Below are 17753 nucleotides of genomic sequence, written 5' to 3'. Positions count from 1 at the left end.
CATGAAAGACAGAACCTATTTGTAACAGAAAGGTTCGAATGCTTGTATGTTGAGCTATATTTTTATGAGAGTCTATCCGCAGTCTGAATGAACTGCGGTTATTTTTTGCGAATTTACCGGAAAAGACCGCTTTATGCTGTTTTTTTCGGTTTTTTTAATATACGGGGTTCCCCCAACAATTAAGGAGGAGAAGTATGAACAACTTATGGAAGTATGCCAAAAAGTACTGGTTTTTGTACATCCTTGCGATTTCGTCAACGATTATCAGTGTTTTGTTAGATGCAATGGCACCACAAATCACAAAACATATTATTGACGACGTAATCGTAGATGGTCAGATGCAGATTCTTATGAAACTGCTTCTTGGGCTGATCGGGATTGGTTTTGGCAGGGCCATCTTTCAGTACACAAAGGAATTTATATTTGATTATGCTTCAGCAGGAATCTGTTGCAGACTAAGAAGAGACTTGTTTGATCATATTCAGACGTTATCAATGGGATATTTTGATCGTCATAACACTGGGGAATTGATGGCAAGGATCAAAGATGATACGGAGCGGATTTGGAATGCGTTTGGGTTTGTAGGAATGCTTGTGTTGGAGTGCACCATACATACCATTATTGTTTTGGTTTGTATGTTTCGATTAAGTCCATCCCTTACGCTGATTCCTGTTTTGATTATGCCTATCATCGCCTGGTATGCCATTAAGCTGGAAAATAGTTTGGGAAAAGTTTATGATGAGATCAGTGAACAAACAGCGGAATTAAATACCGTAGCACAGGAAAATCTTGCAGGCGTTCGTACGGTAAAGGCATTTGCAAGAGAAAAACATGAAATTGCAAAGTTTAATAAACACAACAAGAAATACTATGATTTAAATATGAGTCAGGCAAATTTAATTGTTCGTTATCAGCCAAATATCTCTTTTTTATCCAAGATACTTGTGATGGCTGTCATAGTAATTGGTGGAATCTTAGTAATTAATAAAAAAATGTCTCTTGGTGATCTTGGAGCATTCTCAGAATATGCCAATAATATTATCTGGCCGATGGAAATGGTTGGTTGGCTTAGTAACGATATTGCGGCTGCGGTAGCGTCCAATAAAAAGATCAAGAAAGTCATGGAGGAACAGCCAGTAATCACAAGCCCTGCAAAACCGGTAAATCCGGATAAGATCAGGGGTGAGTTGACATTTCGGAATGTGGATTTTGAATTATCAGATAAACAGATATTAAAAAATATAGACTTTACCTTAAAAGAGGGGAAAACTCTTGGAATCATGGGAATGACTGGTTCAGGGAAAAGTTCGGTGGTTAATTTAATTGAACGTTTTTATGATGTATCTAGCGGAGAGATCACCATAGATGGCATTAATATCAAAGAGCTGTCGCTTCCTCTGTTAAGAAGTCAGATATCGGTTGTTTCCCAGGAGGTATTTCTTTTTTCTGATAGTATTTCAGATAATATTAAGACAGGAAACAAGGATGCAACTGAATGGGAGAGTGTGCAGCAGGCATCGATTTCTGCAAGTGCTCATGGTTTTATCAAACGCTTGTCAGAAGAATATGAGACAGTAATTGGGGAACGTGGAGTGGGGCTTTCTGGAGGACAGAAGCAAAGGATCAGCATAGCAAGAGCTATTGCGAAAGAAACTCCAATTCTAATTCTTGATGATTCCACTTCGGCACTAGATATGGAGACAGAAAAGGAGATCGAAGCAAGACTGACAAAACAGGTTAACAGTTCAAAAATCATAATTGCCCATCGAATCTCTGCAGTGCGTAGTGCTGATGAGATCTTAGTTTTGAGTGAAGGACAGATCATGGAACGAGGAACGCATGAGGAATTAATGAAAATGCGGGGACAGTATTACAAAACTTATCAGGTACAGTATGGAGAGGAGGAAACAATATGTCAGTAAATACCAGCAGGGAAGATGAATATCAGAAAGAAGTTCTCAAAAAAGACACATTGATTCGCCTGTTTCGATATCTCTTATCTTATAAAAAACAAATCATTCTTGTACTGTTTATTATGGCAGGGACCATTACCATCAGTTTAATTGGACCCCTTATAATGGAATATGCCATCAACGTATGTGTGGCGCAAAAGGATAAGGAAGGACTATTATGGCTGGGAGCAGGAGCAGTGGTTCTTTTCCTCTTGTTTTTGATTGGAACGAAGATTCGGATGCGGATTATGGCGGAAGTATCAAACCATGTACTTCTTCGCATTCGACAGGAATTATACGATCACATTCAAGCATTGGGATTTGCGTTTTTTGACAGTCGGCCAACTGGTAAGGTACTGGCTAGAATTATAGGAGATGTAAATTCTTTAAAAGATGTACTATCAGATAGCGTAACCCAGTTGATCCCAGATCTTTTGACGGTGATCTGCGTAGCCGTCATCATGGTAATCAAGAATTACCGTCTGGCAATGGCAGCTCTTTTGACCTTACCTATTTTGGCAGTGGGGATGTTATTGATTGAAACTACCGTTCACAAACGGTGGCAGATTTTTCGAAAAAAGACTTCAAATCTCAATGCCTATGTGCATGAAGATTTATCAGGAATTCGAGTGATTCAAAGTTTTGCTGCAGAACCGGAAACCAGAATGGAGTTTTACGATCTGGTAAGGCAGCATAACAAAGCATTTATCGATGCGGTTGTTGTTGCGGATGGATTTGGACCACTGGTAGAGATTACTTGGGGACTAGGTGGTTTCTTACTCTACTTTATCGGAATTCGCATTGTGGGTGTGGAGAATATCGGAATCGGGACGTTTTTGGCCTTCTCTACCTACATTGCCATGTTCTGGAGTCCAATTCGAAATCTGGCGAACTTCTATAATAAACTAATAACCAATATTTCAGCGGCGGAACGTATCTTTGACATTATTGATACAGAAGCCGAGATTATAGATAAAATAGGTGCAGAAGAATTGCCAGAGTTAAAGGGAGAAGTGGTATTTGAAAATGTTTCCTTTTCTTATAGTGATGAGCCAGACCGTATGATACTTCAGAATGTTAATGTCACGGTAAAACCTGGAGAGACCATAGCACTGGTTGGGCCTACTGGTGCCGGAAAGACAACAATTGTCAATTTGATCAGCCGGTTTTATGAAACAACAAAGGGAATGATATTGCTTGATGGCCATGATATTAAGAATGTAACCATTCATAGCTTAAGAAGCCAGATGGGTATTATGACACAGGATAATTTCCTGTTCTCTGGCACCATCCGAGAAAATATCAGATATGGACGTTTGGAGGCATCGGATGAGGAAGTAATCGAGGCTGCAAAAGCAGTAAATGCCCATGAGTTCATAATGAAAACAGAAAAGGGGTATGACACGGTGGTCAGCGAACGAGGAGCCGGTTTGTCTAGCGGACAGAGGCAGCTTCTGGCTTTTGCAAGGACAATGGTTTCAAAGCCTGGTATTTTAATTCTTGATGAAGCAACCTCCAGTATTGATACCCATACGGAACTCTTAGTGCAAAAGGGCATCGATGTTTTACTTCGCGGAAGAACGTCATTTATTATCGCACACCGTCTTTCTACCATTCGTAAAGCAGACCGGATCTTTGTTATAGATCAGGGAAATATTATGGAGGCAGGAACCCATGAGGAACTGATGAAACAAGAAGGAGCTTACTATAAATTATACCAAAGCCAGTTTTCATAATAGGAAAGGGATTGACCAGACCGATAAAATGCAATAGAATAAAAGGCGAGGTGAGAATAATGACAAAAGGTGCTTTGGTATTAGAAGGAGGCTCGCTGCGAGGTGTATTTACAGCTGGTGTTTTGGATGTTTTGATGGAGAAGGGGGTGGAAATGTCCTATGTGAATGGGGTTTCCGCCGGATCGATGTCTGGGATGAGTTATATCAGTAAGCAAATTGGCCGGACCATTAAAGTGGATATGGATTATGTAAATGACAAACGCTTTATGAGTTTTCGAAATATGGTTAAGAACCGTTCTATTTTTAACTTTGAATTTTTATTTGGAGAATTGAGTAACAATTTGGTACCATTTGACTACGAAGCGTTTGAACGGTCGGAACAGACCTTTGAGGTAGTTGCGACTCGGTGCAAGACTGGAAAGCCTGAATATTTTAATAAAAAAGATTGCAACGATTTTATTGGTGCAGTAAAGGCTTCTAGCAGCATTCCAATCCTTTCTAGTATGATTTCTATAGATGGAAAAAAATATCTGGATGGAGGCTGTTCTATGCCCATTGCTTATCAGAGAGCCATAGATTTGGGATATGAAAAGATTGTTCTTGTTCTTACCAGAGAACAGGGGTATCGGAAACCGCTCCTTGATAAATGGACGCGAAGGGGATATGAGCGTTATTTTGCTCCCCTACCTAAATTCTTAAAGGCGTTGCTTGATGTTCCTGACCGTTATAATCATATGCAGGAAGAAATCGACCGCCTGGAGCAAGCGGGTAGGATTTATGTCATTCGTCCGGATTCTCATGTTACGGTGCGAAGAACAGAACAGGATAAACGGAAACTGGAAGCTCTTTATCAGGATGGTCGTCGTCTGGCGGAATCTCGCCTGGTTTCTCTTAGAGACTATCTGGGAATCAAAGAGTAAGGAACGAAAGGAAAGAATGGTATAATTTATGAGTATATATGATACATTAAATTCGATGCAAAAGGAGGCGGTACTTCATACGAAGGGACCGCTTCTTGTATTGGCTGGGGCGGGTTCTGGAAAGACCAGAGTGCTGACACACCGAATTGCTTATTTAATAGAAGAAAAAGGGATCAATCCTTGGAATATTATGGCGATTACATTTACCAATAAAGCGGCAGGTGAGATGCGGGAGCGTGTTGACCGGCTGGTGGGGTTTGGTTCAGAGAGTATCTGGGTGTCAACATTTCATTCTTCTTGTGTACGGATTTTAAGAAGGCATATAGAGAGTCTGGGGTATAGCACCAATTTTACGATCTATGATTCCGATGATCAAAAAACGTTAATGCGTCATGTCCTTAAAAGACTTGATTTGGATACCAAGGTTTATAAGGAAAGGGCCATGTTGGGATTTATTTCGACTGCGAAGAATGAACTGGTATCTGTTGAGGAGTTTGAATTAAATGCCTCTGGAGATTTCAGACAGAAAAAAGTAGCCCAGATCTATAAGGAATATCAAAGTCAGCTCAAAAAGAATAATGCACTGGATTTTGATGATCTGATTATGAAAACGGTGGTGTTGTTTCAAAATAACCCGGAGATTTTAAATTATTATCAGGAGCGGTTTCGTTATATTATGGTAGATGAATATCAGGATACCAATACCGCTCAGTTTCAATTTGTCAATCTTCTAGCTGGTAAAGAGAAAAACCTCTGTGTTGTGGGGGATGATGATCAGTCTATCTATAAATTCCGGGGGGCAAATGTTGAGAATATTTTAAACTTTGAAAAGGCTTATCACGGAGCTAAGGTCATAAAGCTAGAGCAAAATTACAGATCCAGTCAAAGTATTTTAAATGCAGCAAATGAAGTGATACGGCATAATAGAGGTAGAAAAGATAAAACGCTTTGGACTGCCAATGAAGAAGGGTCACTGGTTCAGTTTAAACAGTTTGATAATGCTTCGGAGGAAGCCGATGCGATAGTTCGTGATATTTTAAATAGTTCTTCTGATTATCAGGACTGTGCGGTACTCTACCGAACCAATGCCCAGTCTCGTCTCTTAGAGGAAAAATGCTTGCAGCAAAATGTTCCATACCGAATGGTAGGAGGTGTAAATTTCTATCAAAGGAAGGAAATTAAAGATGTGCTTGCGTATTTAAAAACCATTGCAAATGGAATGGATGATCTGTCAGCATTAAGAGTCATTAATGTTCCAAAGCGTGGGATTGGCGCCACAAGTCTTGGAAGGGTACAGGCATTTGCTTCTGAACATGGGATGGGAATCTATGATGCGTTCTGCCGTGCACAAGCGGTTCCTGGACTTGGAAAAGCGGCTTTAAAGATTGTTGCATTTACAGAAATGATCCATGATTTTCGTAACCGTTTATCGGAAGAAGCCTATACCATTCATGAGCTGATCGAGGATATTCTTGATGAAACAGGGTATCAGAAAGATCTAGAAACAGAAGGGGAGATTGAATATCAGACCCGTTTGGAGAATATTGAAGAGTTGATGAATAAGGCGGTCAGCTTTGAAGGGGATCACGAGAATCCCAGTTTGACTGAATTTTTAGAGGAAGTAGCTCTGGTGGCAGATATCGATCGGATGGATGAGTCGGAAAACAGGGTAACGCTTATGACACTTCACAGTGCAAAAGGATTGGAATTTCCCAGGGTTTATTTAACGGGTATGGAAGATGGGTTATTCCCCAGTATGATGGCGATTTCTTCAGATGATAAAGATGGGGTGGAAGAGGAACGCCGCTTATGTTATGTGGGCATTACAAGGGCACAGAAGTTTCTTCTGTTAACGGCGGCAAGGCAGCGGATGATCAATGGGGAGACCAGATACTCTAAAGTCAGCCGTTTTGTAGAGGAGATTCCCGGTCATCTTTTGGATTCTGTAAAGTTGGAATCCAGATTAGCAGGCAAGAGAGGTTCAGAATCAAATGATGATAGTCTTCCATGGAATAAGACAGGAACGACAGCAGGATACCATGGGGGAGTAAGCAGCTTTGGACCAGGCAGCCATGCGTATGCATCGAAAACTGCAATGCCGACGCAAAAGCCCGGTTTTGGAAAAGCATTCACAGTAGAAAAACCGGATTCTTTAGATTTTGAAAAAGGGGATCGGGTGAACCATGTTAAGTTTGGAGAAGGGCAAGTACTGGAAATCAAAGATGGGGGTAGAGATTTTGAAGTTACGGTCAATTTTGATAAGGCTGGTGTGAAAAAAATGTTTGCTTCTTTTGCAAAATTAAAACCAGTTGGTAAGTAGTGATACATAAATTTTATAATTTTATCAAAATAATAGTAAAAACAGCAATATAATGGTATAATAACTCCTACAGGCAAAGAGATGGTAGCTTTGCCGAACAGCTAGGAATAAAAGCAAAGCTCTCAGAAAGGACGTGGAGAAATGAACCGATTTGATGCAATGAGCAAAGAAGCTATGAGCAAACTGGAAGATCTTATGAACTCAAGCAGAGTGAATGAATTGCTTCATAAAAAAGAACAGGATGAGAAAAAGAAAAACTGTATCCTTTGGATGCTGGCAATCATAGGAGCAGTGGCAGCGGTAGCAGGAATTGCCTATACCGTATACCGTTTCTTTACACCGGATTATCTGGAAGATTTCGAAGACGATTTTGACGATGATTTTGATGATGAATTCTTTGAAGAAGACAATACGGATGTAGGATCGGAAGAATAATTCTGGCATTAAAAGAAGGAGCGTGCCTCATACTTGAGACACGCTTTTTCTCTGAATGTAAGTTTGTTTGGCATTCATTTAAAAATAGAAAGAATAGGAGTTACAACCATTGAAAAAGGGCGAGATATATGAAGGTACGATTGGTAAGTTTGATTTTCCGGATAAAGGGATCATTGAGCTTTTAGAAGGTAATATTACAGTGAAACATGCGCTTCCTGGACAAAAGTTACGTGTGATGATTAATAAGAAAAGAGGGGGGAGATGTGAAGGCAGGGTTCTTGAAATTCTTGAGCCCTCCAAACTGGAAACAGCTAATGATCCATGCCCTCATTTTGGCAAATGCGGCGGTTGCACCTATCAGACGATACCTTATAAGGATCAGCTAAAAATCAAGGAGGAACAGGTTAAGGATCTTCTTGATGGAGTCATTGAATCTTATATTTTTGAAGGAATCAAAGGAAGTCCTTTGGAGGATGGATATCGGAATAAGATGGAATTTTCCTTTGGAGATGAATTCAAAGACGGTCCTCTGGCTCTTGGTATGCACAAGAGAGGCAGTTTTTATGATGTAGTGACGACTACGGATTGTAAGATTGTCAATTCGGATTTTTGCGATATCTTAAGCGTAGTGAAGGACTATTTTGAGCAACTGGGAACTGGATTTTATAAAAAGATGCAGCATATAGGTTATTTGCGTCATCTTCTGATTCGCAGGGGAACAAGAACAGGTGAGATACTAGTGGATCTAGTGACTACGACTCAGGAAGACCTTGATTTGAAGCCTCTTTTAGACCGTATGTTAGCTTTTGATTTAAATGGAAAGATTGTTGGGATACTTCATACATTTAATGACAGTCTGGCGGATGTGGTAAAAAGTGACCGGACAGAAGTATTATACGGACAGGATTATTTTTATGAGGAATTGCTGGGACTGAAGTTTAAGATCTCCCCGTTTTCGTTCTTCCAGACCAATTCTTTGGGAGCTGAGGTTCTGTATGATACGGTAAGAAATTACGTAGGTGAAACCAAGGATAAAGTTGTATTTGATTTATACAGTGGAACCGGGACGATTGCTCAAATTGTAGCTCCGGTTGCAAAAAAAGTGGTGGGTGTAGAGATTGTAGAGGAAGCGGTTGCTGCAGCAGTGGAAAATGCAAAGCTCAATGGTCTTAATAATTGTGAATTCATTGCTGGGGATGTGCTAAAGGTTATAGATGGAATCACAGATAAACCGGATTTGATCATACTTGACCCTCCCAGAGATGGAATCCACCCAAAGGCATTATCAAAGATCATAGATTATGGAGTGGAGCATCTGGTTTATGTCTCCTGTAAACCAACGAGTCTGGCAAGGGATCTGGTGGTTCTTAAGGCACGGGGGTATCAGGTGGAAAAGGTGTGTTGCGTGGACATGTTTCCTTCCACGGCGAACGTTGAAACAGTTGTGTTGCTGTCCCATATAAAATAAGGGTTTAAGTGGTTTGGTACGTTAGCATAGGTTGAAAGTGTCAACCATTTGTCAACCCTTTTTGAAGCCGTAGTGTCAGTGGCATTAGCATACCAAAAAAAGAAAAAGCGTGTCTAGAAGGCAGGGGAAATCGAATTTATCATAACAAAGTCAATATTGAGATTTGCGAGAAATACCGTCACCGTTCTGAAAGTTGCAAGAGAGCTGAAAGAATTGGGTGTCGGTATTTTTGTCCAGCGGAGAAAAGAATATCTGGAGGAGCATGGAACAAACTCTTATTCCCACCGACCAGAAACAAATCCTTTTGCATCAAGAATTGTGTGTGGTGCTGTAATAAGGTGTTTACCAGAAAGGGCTGGCGGGAGCAGCACAGGAGTTGACCGGAAAATATGGCAATGCAGTGAGCGCTACAAGGTAAGGGTCATAATGGGGTGTGGGAACCGACATGTGGAGGAAACTACATTGGAGAAAGCCTATGTGATGGCTTGGAATTCCATTCTGGAAAACAGGGAGGATTTCATAGCAAAGTGAAAACCTGCTGAAAGGATATAGGGCAGAGAGGTTCATTGAACTTGTGATTGGAGCGGAGCCAATACAGAAGCTGGAAACGGATTTCATGTTGAAGACACTGGACCATATCAAAGTGTTTGAGGACGGAACGCTGATGGTAGTGTTTTTGGATGGAACAGAGATTGAGTTTAAAAATATATATAAGTTTCAATCCAACTGAATTTGTTATAATTATGGATATAATGCGATATTCAAAAATATGCTTGAACGGAATATTGCTGCTGACGGTACTGAGAAATACCAGAACCGATATCCGCTGAGCGGAATGCTGATTTGCCCATATTGCGGAAAGAATCTCCGGCGTGCAGCATAGCTATATTACATGAACTGCCACGTTGAGTTGTCCAAGGTTTAGGTTTAAAATACGTTTTTGATTATTTTTTCTGTATAGTACGATTTTTTGAATTTGCATTACGGTCTACCCCCCCAACTTTGATAAATGTTCCTACGGCCTCAGCTTTATGAAAACATTCTATCATTTTTTCATCAGAAATATTTTTGAGTTTAGAAGGCTTTAGTGGGTGAGATATTACTATATTGTCGTCATTAAATGTGACAGCCGCTGGTAACAATTCAGAGTGCGGCAACAAACTTAAACGACAAATATCGATTGACATCATCGCTATCTTGCATTACAATATAGAAAGACTACATTGCAATGCAAGATAGGTGGTGAAACAATGATTCCTTCACAGATGCTAAAAGGAACACTGGAGGGCTGTATTTTGAAAGTAATCAGCCATAAAGAGACTTATGGGTATGAGATATCCGAAAAGCTGCAGGAATATGGATTTTCAAATATTTCAGAAGGGACAATCTATCCGCTTTTGCTGCGATTGGAGAAAAATGGAATTGTTATTGCAAAGTATCGTGAATCTCCGGTCGGTCCCAAGCGAAAATACTTTTCCCTTTCACAATCTGGAAGGGAAGAAATGGACTGTTTCTATTCCAGCTGGATTGAACTTGAAAATGCAGTAAACAAACTATTTCAAGATGGAGGACAATAATATGAACAAAAAAACAAAAGAATTGAATCGGATTAACAATTCTTTAGATGAACAGGTGAACCCTGAAAATAGGGAGGCATTTACCGACATGATATGTTACCTACGTGTCGGCAATATATCGGAATACGATCAGGAGGTTGTTCGTCAGGATTTAACAGAAATGGTGATTTCCGCACAGCAAAGAGGAGAAAATATTAGCTCCGTTATCGGAGAGGATTATAAAGCGTTTTGTGATAATGTAATTGCTAGTCTGCCTTCGAAAACTATTAAGCAAAAAATGATTGATTTTTTTGATCTTGTGTGCTTGTGTCTGTCCTTGCTAGGTGTTATAAACATGGTGATGGCTGAAGAAACCATTCCTCTGATCCGCAATGCTATCGCTGGAAAGCAGTTGAACTACAATATTTCTGTTTCGCTTGGAAGCGTCATATCCGTCGACATTATTGTTGTAGCAGCCATTGCCATTGTAGATATTGTTATGAAAAATGTATTTCTGATTGGTAAAAAAAAGCAGAACGATCGGCTGAAGGCTTTTTTAGTAGGGGGCGGACTGATGGCAGTCTTTCTGCTCATTGCGTGGCTGGGACGAGCTACACTTTTTACCGTAAACATTTTTATCGCTCTAGCTGTTGTAGCTATACTCTATATTGCGCACAAGGTGCTGTCACTTTTAGCATGATGCCAACGACATCATTATCACCGCCACCACGCATGTGGAGACGGTGGTGGTGTTGGAGCAGAAAGCTTGATTCTAGGCGGCTTTTCGGGATTTTGGGAGAGAAATGGTTGTGTGCTTTCAATAGTGATTTTTAGTCCACGGAAACTTATTTTACCCTAGGGGTAAACTTGGATAAGTGAAATATGATGGTGCTTAGTTTGAAAAATTAGAATTTGCAGGGAGAAGCTATATGAATCATACTTCTGGCATCAACAAATCATTTTCTTACGGTTTATCACTGCAAAAAGAATTTGATTGGCTTGTAAACCTACTCTGAAAAAGTTTAGAAAATCAAATAGGCGTATTAGGACAAATATTCAAGGATCATGGTGCGTTAGTTGAGCTGTGGGATATGGTAGTCCCTAATTTTCAATAGAAGAGTAGGAAAAGGTACCAACTGGGGATGAATTTTCTGGTTGGTCTTTTTCTTATCCTTTTGGTAGAAAAATGGAAAAGCGTATGATAAAATTGATATGAAACTAAGTTTATTATATGGAGGAAAGTATATGTCACAAAATCTAATTTTTCCTATATAGTAACAATTAGAAAAAGAACTTATGGAAGTACACTGTAGATTGTGTAAAGTTCGTCAGGGGCTACAACGAAGCGGTTGATTTGATGGAATGGGCAAACGGAATATAATCGTAATTAACAATGTGAGAAAGATGAAGGTGATAATAAATAATGAAAAATTTCTGTCTGTTATTTGTACTACTGCTAGCGTTAATAATGAGTGGCTGCGGGAAAAGCCAAGATACAACAGTACTTGACGTTACTGTTGAGAATGAAAGTGTTACGGACGAACAAGAGATTCAGATAAATTCCGGAATAACTGAGGATAAAGCGGCAGTATTACTTAGCGATTATCTAAAAACCATAGGGATTTCTAAAGATAATGATCCGAACCTAGTAATTACTATGGATCATACTGATGAGGCCGAAGGACAAGAATATTATGTGTTTCAGGTTTTTGACGATATGAATGATCATACAGCGACAATTGGTTGGTATGGCGTTCAAAAAGAAGAGGGTAGTTTATATGATTTTGTTTTGATGAAAGTAATTACTACTAGCGATTCTTCCACAAAAACAACTAGTAAAGAAAACAACAAAATAACGCAAAATGCATCTACACAAAATGTTGAAGAAAAAAAAGATACAAAAACGGTAGACAGTGATGTAAAACATAATTTATGGACTACAAAGGCAAGTATGAATGAGCCAAGAATGAATCCGATTTGTGAGGTATTATCCGGAAAGATGTATGCAATGGGAGGAATAAATAAAGATGACCAATATTTATCAACCGTAGAAGAATATGATTTTAAAACAAATCAATGGACGAAAAAGGCAAGTATGAATGATTCAAAATCCGCTTTTATTTCTTCTGTACTAAATGGAAGGATTTATACATTTGGTGGAGAGAATAAAAAAGGCTCATTAGTTACGGTAGAAGAATATAATCCCAAAACAAATCAATGGACGAAGAAAGCAAGTATGGAAAAATCAAGAGAGGCACTTGCAGCAGTCGTAAGCAATCAAAAAATATATGTACTTGAACAATCTGGTGATGATAAAAGCTTGTTATCTGTAGAAGAATATGACCCACAAACAGATAAGTGGACAAATAAATCAAGTAGGAAGTCAGATATAGAGGGAATAGGCTATTATGCTACAATAGAAGTATTAAATGGAAAGTTTTATGTATTGGGTGGATTAAATAATGATAGCAAGTCTTTAGCAACAGTGGAAGAATATAATCCCAAAACAGATCAATGGACAAAGAAAGCAAGTATGAAAGAACCTAGATATGAAAGTAGCGCAGTAGTATTAGACGAAAAGATATATGTATTAGGCGGATATGGTAAGGAAGGTGTATTAAAAACAGTAGAAGAATATGATCCAAAGACAAATCAATGGACAAAGAAGGCAAGTATGAAGGAAGCAAGGACTGATCATACTGCAATTGTAGTAAATGGAAAACTTTATGTCATGGGGGGAGTAAATGAAGACGAAAATGCTGATGTGGTATCCCTATCATCGGTAGAAGAATATAATCCAAAAACATATGATTGGACGAAGAAAGCAAGTATGAATCAACTTAGTGATGGTACTTATTCGGCTATATTATTTCATGACACTGTTTATATAATAGGAGGGGGTATTGATTCCGAAATGCCTTGCCCAGTAGCATCAGTAGAAGAATACACACCATAGAAGAAGTTGAAAACTGCTTGTTCATTCTGACCAGCAATGCCAAATCAGAAACTGGAATTTTCCGTTTTTGATAAAGTTGCTGATTTTATAAGAAAGGAAATGTTTTTTTGATACCATTACTGATTCTAGGTTTATTAAAACAATACCCGGGTTCTTACGGATACGAATTATTGGGCTTAATGAAAGAGAAACACTATAAATATATAATAAATTTCACTAAGGGGTCATTCTATTATAATCTTCTACAATTAGAGGAAAAACAATATATTAAAAAAGTTGATCAATTTGACAATACGAGGGAGACTCATAATTATATCATTACTGAACTAGGGGATAAGGAATTTGAAAAATTGATGTATAAATATGGCTCTAAGACTGAGTATGTAAATTTATCTTTTTATGCAGCAATGCTATTTGCCAATGAATACAAAAATGAGGAGCTAAAAAATTTTTATTAGCAAAATCTATTTAATAGAACAATCAGTTTTGTCTCTTCCATTTTTGCGATTTTGAACGGTATAAAATATTAAATAAGTTAAATACTAATAAAAAAAGTAAAAATGGAGCTAAGAATGAATGCGAATAAAAGACTGACAAAAGTATTTAAGCATGCCGAGACCATAACTTTTGATAAAAATTCTAAATATATATTCTTCAGCGACTGTCACCGTGGTGATGACAGTGTTTCGGACGAATTTATCAGAAACCAGAACATCTTTTTACATGCATTAAACTACTATTATAAAGAAAATTATGTATATGTAGAGGTGGGAGATGGAGATGAATTGTGGGAGTATAAGAAATTCAGTGTCATACGTCTGGCCCATACCGATGTGTTTACAGTAATGAAGAAGTTTTATGATTCTGGACGATTTCTATCACTATATGGTAATCATAATATCTATCTAAAATCTAAACGTTTCGTAAAATCGAATTATTATCAATATTATGACGAATATAATCAAAAGACGGTGGATTTATTCAAAGGAATAAGGCCAAAAGAGGCTCTGGTGCTTCGTTATAAGAACACGGGTCAAAAGATTTTTGTACTGCATGGACATCAGGGTGACTTTATGAATGACCAACTCTGGTTTCTGTCCATGCTGCTGCTTCGGTATTTCTGGAGATATCTTCATCTTGTGGGGTTTGACAATCCAACAAGTCCTGCCCGTAATTTATTTAAACGTCATAAAATAGAACGAATCTATGGTGAATGGATCGATAGGCATAAAGTCATGCTGATCTGCGGACATACGCACAGACCCAAATTTCCAAAAACAGATGAGCTTCCATATTTTAATACGGGCTGCTGTACCAGAACCAGGGGAATCTCCGGAATAGAAATAATAAATGGAGAAATACAGCTGGTGGACTGGAGAATAGCCGCAGATGAGGAGGGAGGTCTTAGAGTTCACCGTACCGTGGTAAGAGGACCGGAACCCATTGAAACATATGATAGAAGGAAATAGGTATGGTCACAGCAACTTTCTTAGCATCAGAAATATGATGCTTTAAAAATGTAACAAGTCAGCAAAGTGATTTGTTTCCCTTTGTTAAATATGTACAAAAAGTCTAATGGAACAGATCTTGATTAAACAGAAATTCAGAAGCAGGAAAAGCGTTTATATGCCGATTACAGGTAAAGTAATTCCATTAAGCGAAATTGAATGACGGAGTGTTTTCGCAAGGGATTCTTGGACAAGGAATTGGTATCATTCCAGACGAAGGCTTAGAGGAAATCAGTAAAAGCGGTTATTCCAGAAGGAGCTTTTAAAAATGGAATAAAAAGATAGTTCAAAACTTTTAAGCAGGAATCAGCATGTCTTGTAGAAATTGAATCGAATGCGGAGGGAAGAAGTGGAACTATCTTTTTGAAAACGGAAGCTGTGAGGATTTCCTTTCGGTACTATCCAGTTACCAGAATGAGGATGGCGGTTTTGGATATAACATTGAATGCAATAACTGGAATCCTAATTCATCCCCCTATACGGTATGCATTGCATTGGATAATTTGGATACGGCAGGTGATTCTGTTAGTAATAGAAAAGACATGATGGTAAGGGGTATCATCAAATATCTTGCTTTTGGTACATATTTGTTAGAAAATGGCTGGGTAGGAATGCAAGGAATTCCCACGAACAATAATTTCGCTCATATGCCATGGTTTCATTATGACAGGAAGAAAGCCATGGGAGCAGACATCGGAGTGACCAAATGCCTTTCTACCTTTTTACTCAAATATGCAGACAAAAATAACGATATCTACCAAAAGGCGGCGGAGTTGAAAGTCAAGCATAAGCTGTACGGAAAAACACTTCTTAATGGCTATCCCGACTATGACCCAACATTATTTGAACCGGCATCATTTGACCCGGCAACCTGGAACTTGGGGAACCATTGCCGGTACACTTTGTTGGCTCGCCTGAAAGCGAGCATTATCCGGCACTTAAAAATGTAGTTGATATAAATCTGGATACGATTGTTGAAAAACTGTGTAATACGAGTGATCTTCATATAATGCCAGAAGAAGATTTGAACGTATTTGAAACGAATTTCCCACACCCAGATGGTAAGCGGAGTTGTAGTACGGAACAAGCAATCGGAAATTATTATGGGAATACACAAAGGATCACATGCAATTTGGATATATTGAGAAAGTTTTACAGACTGGATTTTCAATTACCTATCGCTCGAATAAGGAAAGATTGATGCCCTACGCCGCCCTGACAGGGCGGCGGATGAAAGATTTATATGTCATTTGAAATCATTTGCAAGAATTTTTCTCGTTTTGCCTGAGCACCTTTGGAAACATCTCCGCAGTGAATCCATTTTGCATGTTTCATACCAATTCCTTTCAAAGTAGCATTGATGAATGTTTTCTGAATTAGGTTTCCCGCAAAATATTTCAAATACCAACGGGGAGACTGACCGGTTGTTATCACTTTTGTAGATTTTATATGGGTTAATTTCCCCTTTAAGCCGGTACTTGATTCCGTATATGCGAAATTTTTCAACATCACTTTATCAAAAAAACCTTTTAATATGGCAGGAGTATCAAACCACCACAAAGGAAATAGAAAAATAACTTCATCGGATTTTGTTAATGTATCCTGATATTTTGTGACCAAAGGATCTTTATGCTGACCTTTTGAAAACAAAGCCAATTCCCCTTCCGACATAACAGGGTTAAAATTATCTTTATTTAAATCAATGATATGATATTTTTTACTCTTTTTTTCAAGAGCAGTTGTTACCGTATCCAGTATTGCCTTATTGAAGCTTCCATGCCACGGGTGGGCGAAAATAATTGTTACCATGAGAATCCCCTTTCCATAATTGTTTTCATTGTTTTATAATCTCTGTTCCTAATGTATAGGCAGTTTTTTTTGCCTGTACATTATTAGTAACCATTTTCTCATATGTGCTTACATTTAGATTTTGTATTAGCTCCATCCCAAGATACTTTGAAAGCATCTCCAAAGAGTGGACGACATTCGTAACACCTGCACTGGTTTCATTGATATCTCCATAAGTGGTGAGTAACACAATTTTTGTGTTTGATAACGTTTCATAATTCACTGCATGGAGCCGGTCTAAAAAAGTTTTTAGCTGACCAGTCATATTAAAAACATACACAGGAGTAGCAAAAACTAAAACATCTGCTTTTTCTACACTTTTAAGAATCTCTGTTATATCATCGTCGATGATACAAGGACTTTGAGGGCTTGTCTGACAGACATTGCATCCTTTACAATGCTGTATATTTTTTGATTGAAGATAAATGGTTTCAATTTGAGGTGGTGGAGTCAGATTTTTTACTCCTTCCAAATACTTATCTAATATAACTGCTGTATTGCCTTGCTTTCTGGGGCTTGCTAGTATTGCTAGTACATTCATGATTTTTATTCCTTTCAATTGAATGGGGCGAGCAGTAATGTATAAATGCACATTAATGCATGAATTGCTATTTTTAAAAAGGCTGAAAGCCTTTTTAAACTATACCTGTATTATTTTTTTTAAATTGTCCGTTGTCATTTTAAATTTTTCGAGAATGTATTTATCATTTAGTTGATAAAAAATATTTCTGCTTTCTTTTATTTTATCAACGATCCCATATCGGTACATCAAATCCAGGTGTCTGGAAATAACAGAACGATCCTGTGTGAAATTTTCGGAAATATCTTTTATATTCTTTCTGCCATTTATCGCCAGATATTTCATAATATCACATCGAACTGGGTCAAATAGTGCCTTGAAAAAGTCAAAATCAATACTTTCTTCAATTTGTCTGGTACAATCTAGTAGTAAATCTTCATTATTCATGTTCTCACCCTTTTGTATATTATATATGCACATATATGCACTTGTCAATGGTAATTTTATAATTTACATACTTGAATATTTTATCGT

The 17753-nt window shown here is 38.3% G+C and carries 16 protein-coding genes and 1 pseudogene; 14 read left to right on the top strand and 3 right to left on the bottom strand.

What is annotated here, in order from left to right:
• Positions 1 to 194 precede the first annotated feature (194 nt).
• The 14 genes and pseudogenes from EFT72_RS07920 to EFT72_RS07855 all read left to right on the top strand — a co-directional run bounded on the left by EFT72_RS07920 (position 195) and on the right by EFT72_RS07855 (position 15801).
• Positions 195 to 1922: an ABC transporter ATP-binding protein gene (locus EFT72_RS07920; RefSeq protein WP_124066370.1), complete on the top strand. Its 1728-nt coding sequence runs from the start codon at positions 195 to 197 to the stop codon at positions 1920 to 1922.
• Entirely contained in the window at positions 1913 to 3688 is a 1776-nt protein-coding gene (locus tag EFT72_RS07915; RefSeq protein WP_124066369.1) for an ABC transporter ATP-binding protein, read from the top strand. The genes EFT72_RS07920 and EFT72_RS07915 overlap by 10 nt, the downstream gene beginning before the upstream one ends.
• Positions 3689 to 3747: 59 nt before the next feature.
• Positions 3748 to 4608: a patatin family protein gene (locus EFT72_RS07910; RefSeq protein WP_124066368.1), complete on the top strand. Its 861-nt coding sequence runs from the start codon at positions 3748 to 3750 to the stop codon at positions 4606 to 4608.
• Between the two features lie 28 nt (positions 4609 to 4636).
• On the top strand, positions 4637 to 6928 hold the full coding sequence (gene pcrA / locus EFT72_RS07905; RefSeq protein ID WP_124066367.1) for a DNA helicase PcrA: 2292 nt from the start codon (positions 4637 to 4639) through the stop codon (positions 6926 to 6928).
• Positions 6929 to 7069: 141 nt separating this feature from the next.
• A complete protein-coding gene (locus tag EFT72_RS07900; protein WP_124066366.1) occupies positions 7070 to 7363 on the top strand; it encodes a DUF4366 domain-containing protein in 294 nt (97 codons plus the stop codon).
• Between the two features lie 109 nt (positions 7364 to 7472).
• Complete coding sequence (gene rlmD, locus EFT72_RS07895) at positions 7473 to 8831, top strand: 23S rRNA (uracil(1939)-C(5))-methyltransferase RlmD (protein WP_124066365.1); 1359 nt, start codon at positions 7473 to 7475, stop codon at positions 8829 to 8831.
• Positions 8832 to 8987: 156 nt separating this feature from the next.
• The gene (locus EFT72_RS19900; RefSeq protein WP_347561855.1) at positions 8988 to 9362 is read left to right on the top strand and encodes a hypothetical protein; all 375 of its coding nucleotides are present in this window, start codon (positions 8988 to 8990) and stop codon (positions 9360 to 9362) included.
• 43 nt (positions 9363 to 9405) lie between these two features.
• Positions 9406 to 9561, top strand: a complete 156-nt coding sequence (locus EFT72_RS19470) for a hypothetical protein (protein ID WP_206426619.1) — start codon at positions 9406 to 9408, stop codon at positions 9559 to 9561.
• A 520-nt stretch (positions 9562 to 10081) separates the two neighbouring features.
• Entirely contained in the window at positions 10082 to 10408 is a 327-nt protein-coding gene (locus tag EFT72_RS07880; protein WP_124066364.1) for a PadR family transcriptional regulator, read from the top strand.
• Between the two features lies 1 nt (position 10409).
• Complete coding sequence (locus EFT72_RS07875; protein WP_124066363.1) at positions 10410 to 11087, top strand: hypothetical protein; 678 nt, start codon at positions 10410 to 10412, stop codon at positions 11085 to 11087.
• 723 nt (positions 11088 to 11810) lie between these two features.
• Positions 11811 to 13343 (top strand): kelch-like protein, encoded by a 1533-nt coding sequence (locus EFT72_RS07870; RefSeq protein WP_124066362.1) that lies wholly within the window; start codon positions 11811 to 11813, stop codon positions 13341 to 13343.
• A gap of 107 nt (positions 13344 to 13450) precedes the next feature.
• Positions 13451 to 13786, top strand: a pseudogene (locus tag EFT72_RS07865) (helix-turn-helix transcriptional regulator); the annotation flags it as partial.
• A gap of 129 nt (positions 13787 to 13915) precedes the next feature.
• Positions 13916 to 14812 carry a metallophosphoesterase family protein gene (locus EFT72_RS07860; RefSeq protein WP_124066361.1) on the top strand — a complete coding sequence of 299 codons (897 nt, stop codon included), beginning with the start codon at positions 13916 to 13918 and terminating at the stop codon, positions 14810 to 14812.
• 533 nt (positions 14813 to 15345) lie between these two features.
• A complete protein-coding gene (locus tag EFT72_RS07855; protein ID WP_124066360.1) occupies positions 15346 to 15801 on the top strand; it encodes a hypothetical protein in 456 nt (151 codons plus the stop codon).
• Positions 15802 to 16090: 289 nt separating this feature from the next.
• Here the strand turns inward: EFT72_RS07855 and EFT72_RS07850 are convergent, their stop codons facing one another.
• From EFT72_RS07850 to EFT72_RS07840, 3 genes are all read right to left on the bottom strand, one after another.
• On the bottom strand, positions 16091 to 16660 hold the full coding sequence (locus EFT72_RS07850; RefSeq protein ID WP_124066359.1) for an NAD(P)H-dependent oxidoreductase: 570 nt from the start codon (positions 16658 to 16660) through the stop codon (positions 16091 to 16093).
• A 25-nt stretch (positions 16661 to 16685) separates the two neighbouring features.
• Entirely contained in the window at positions 16686 to 17240 is a 555-nt protein-coding gene (locus EFT72_RS07845; RefSeq protein WP_124066358.1) for a flavodoxin family protein, read from the bottom strand.
• Positions 17241 to 17339: 99 nt separating this feature from the next.
• Positions 17340 to 17666 carry a winged helix-turn-helix domain-containing protein gene (locus EFT72_RS07840; RefSeq protein WP_124066357.1) on the bottom strand — a complete coding sequence of 109 codons (327 nt, stop codon included), beginning with the start codon at positions 17664 to 17666 and terminating at the stop codon, positions 17340 to 17342.
• Positions 17667 to 17753 lie beyond the last annotated feature (87 nt).

The sequence above is a fragment of the Clostridium sp. E02 genome (assembly GCF_003833015.1).
Taxonomy (GTDB): Bacteria; Bacillota; Clostridia; order Lachnospirales; family Lachnospiraceae; genus Lacrimispora.
The sequence above is the reverse complement of the archived record's forward strand: the minus strand, read 5'-3'. Positions and strand labels throughout refer to the sequence as shown.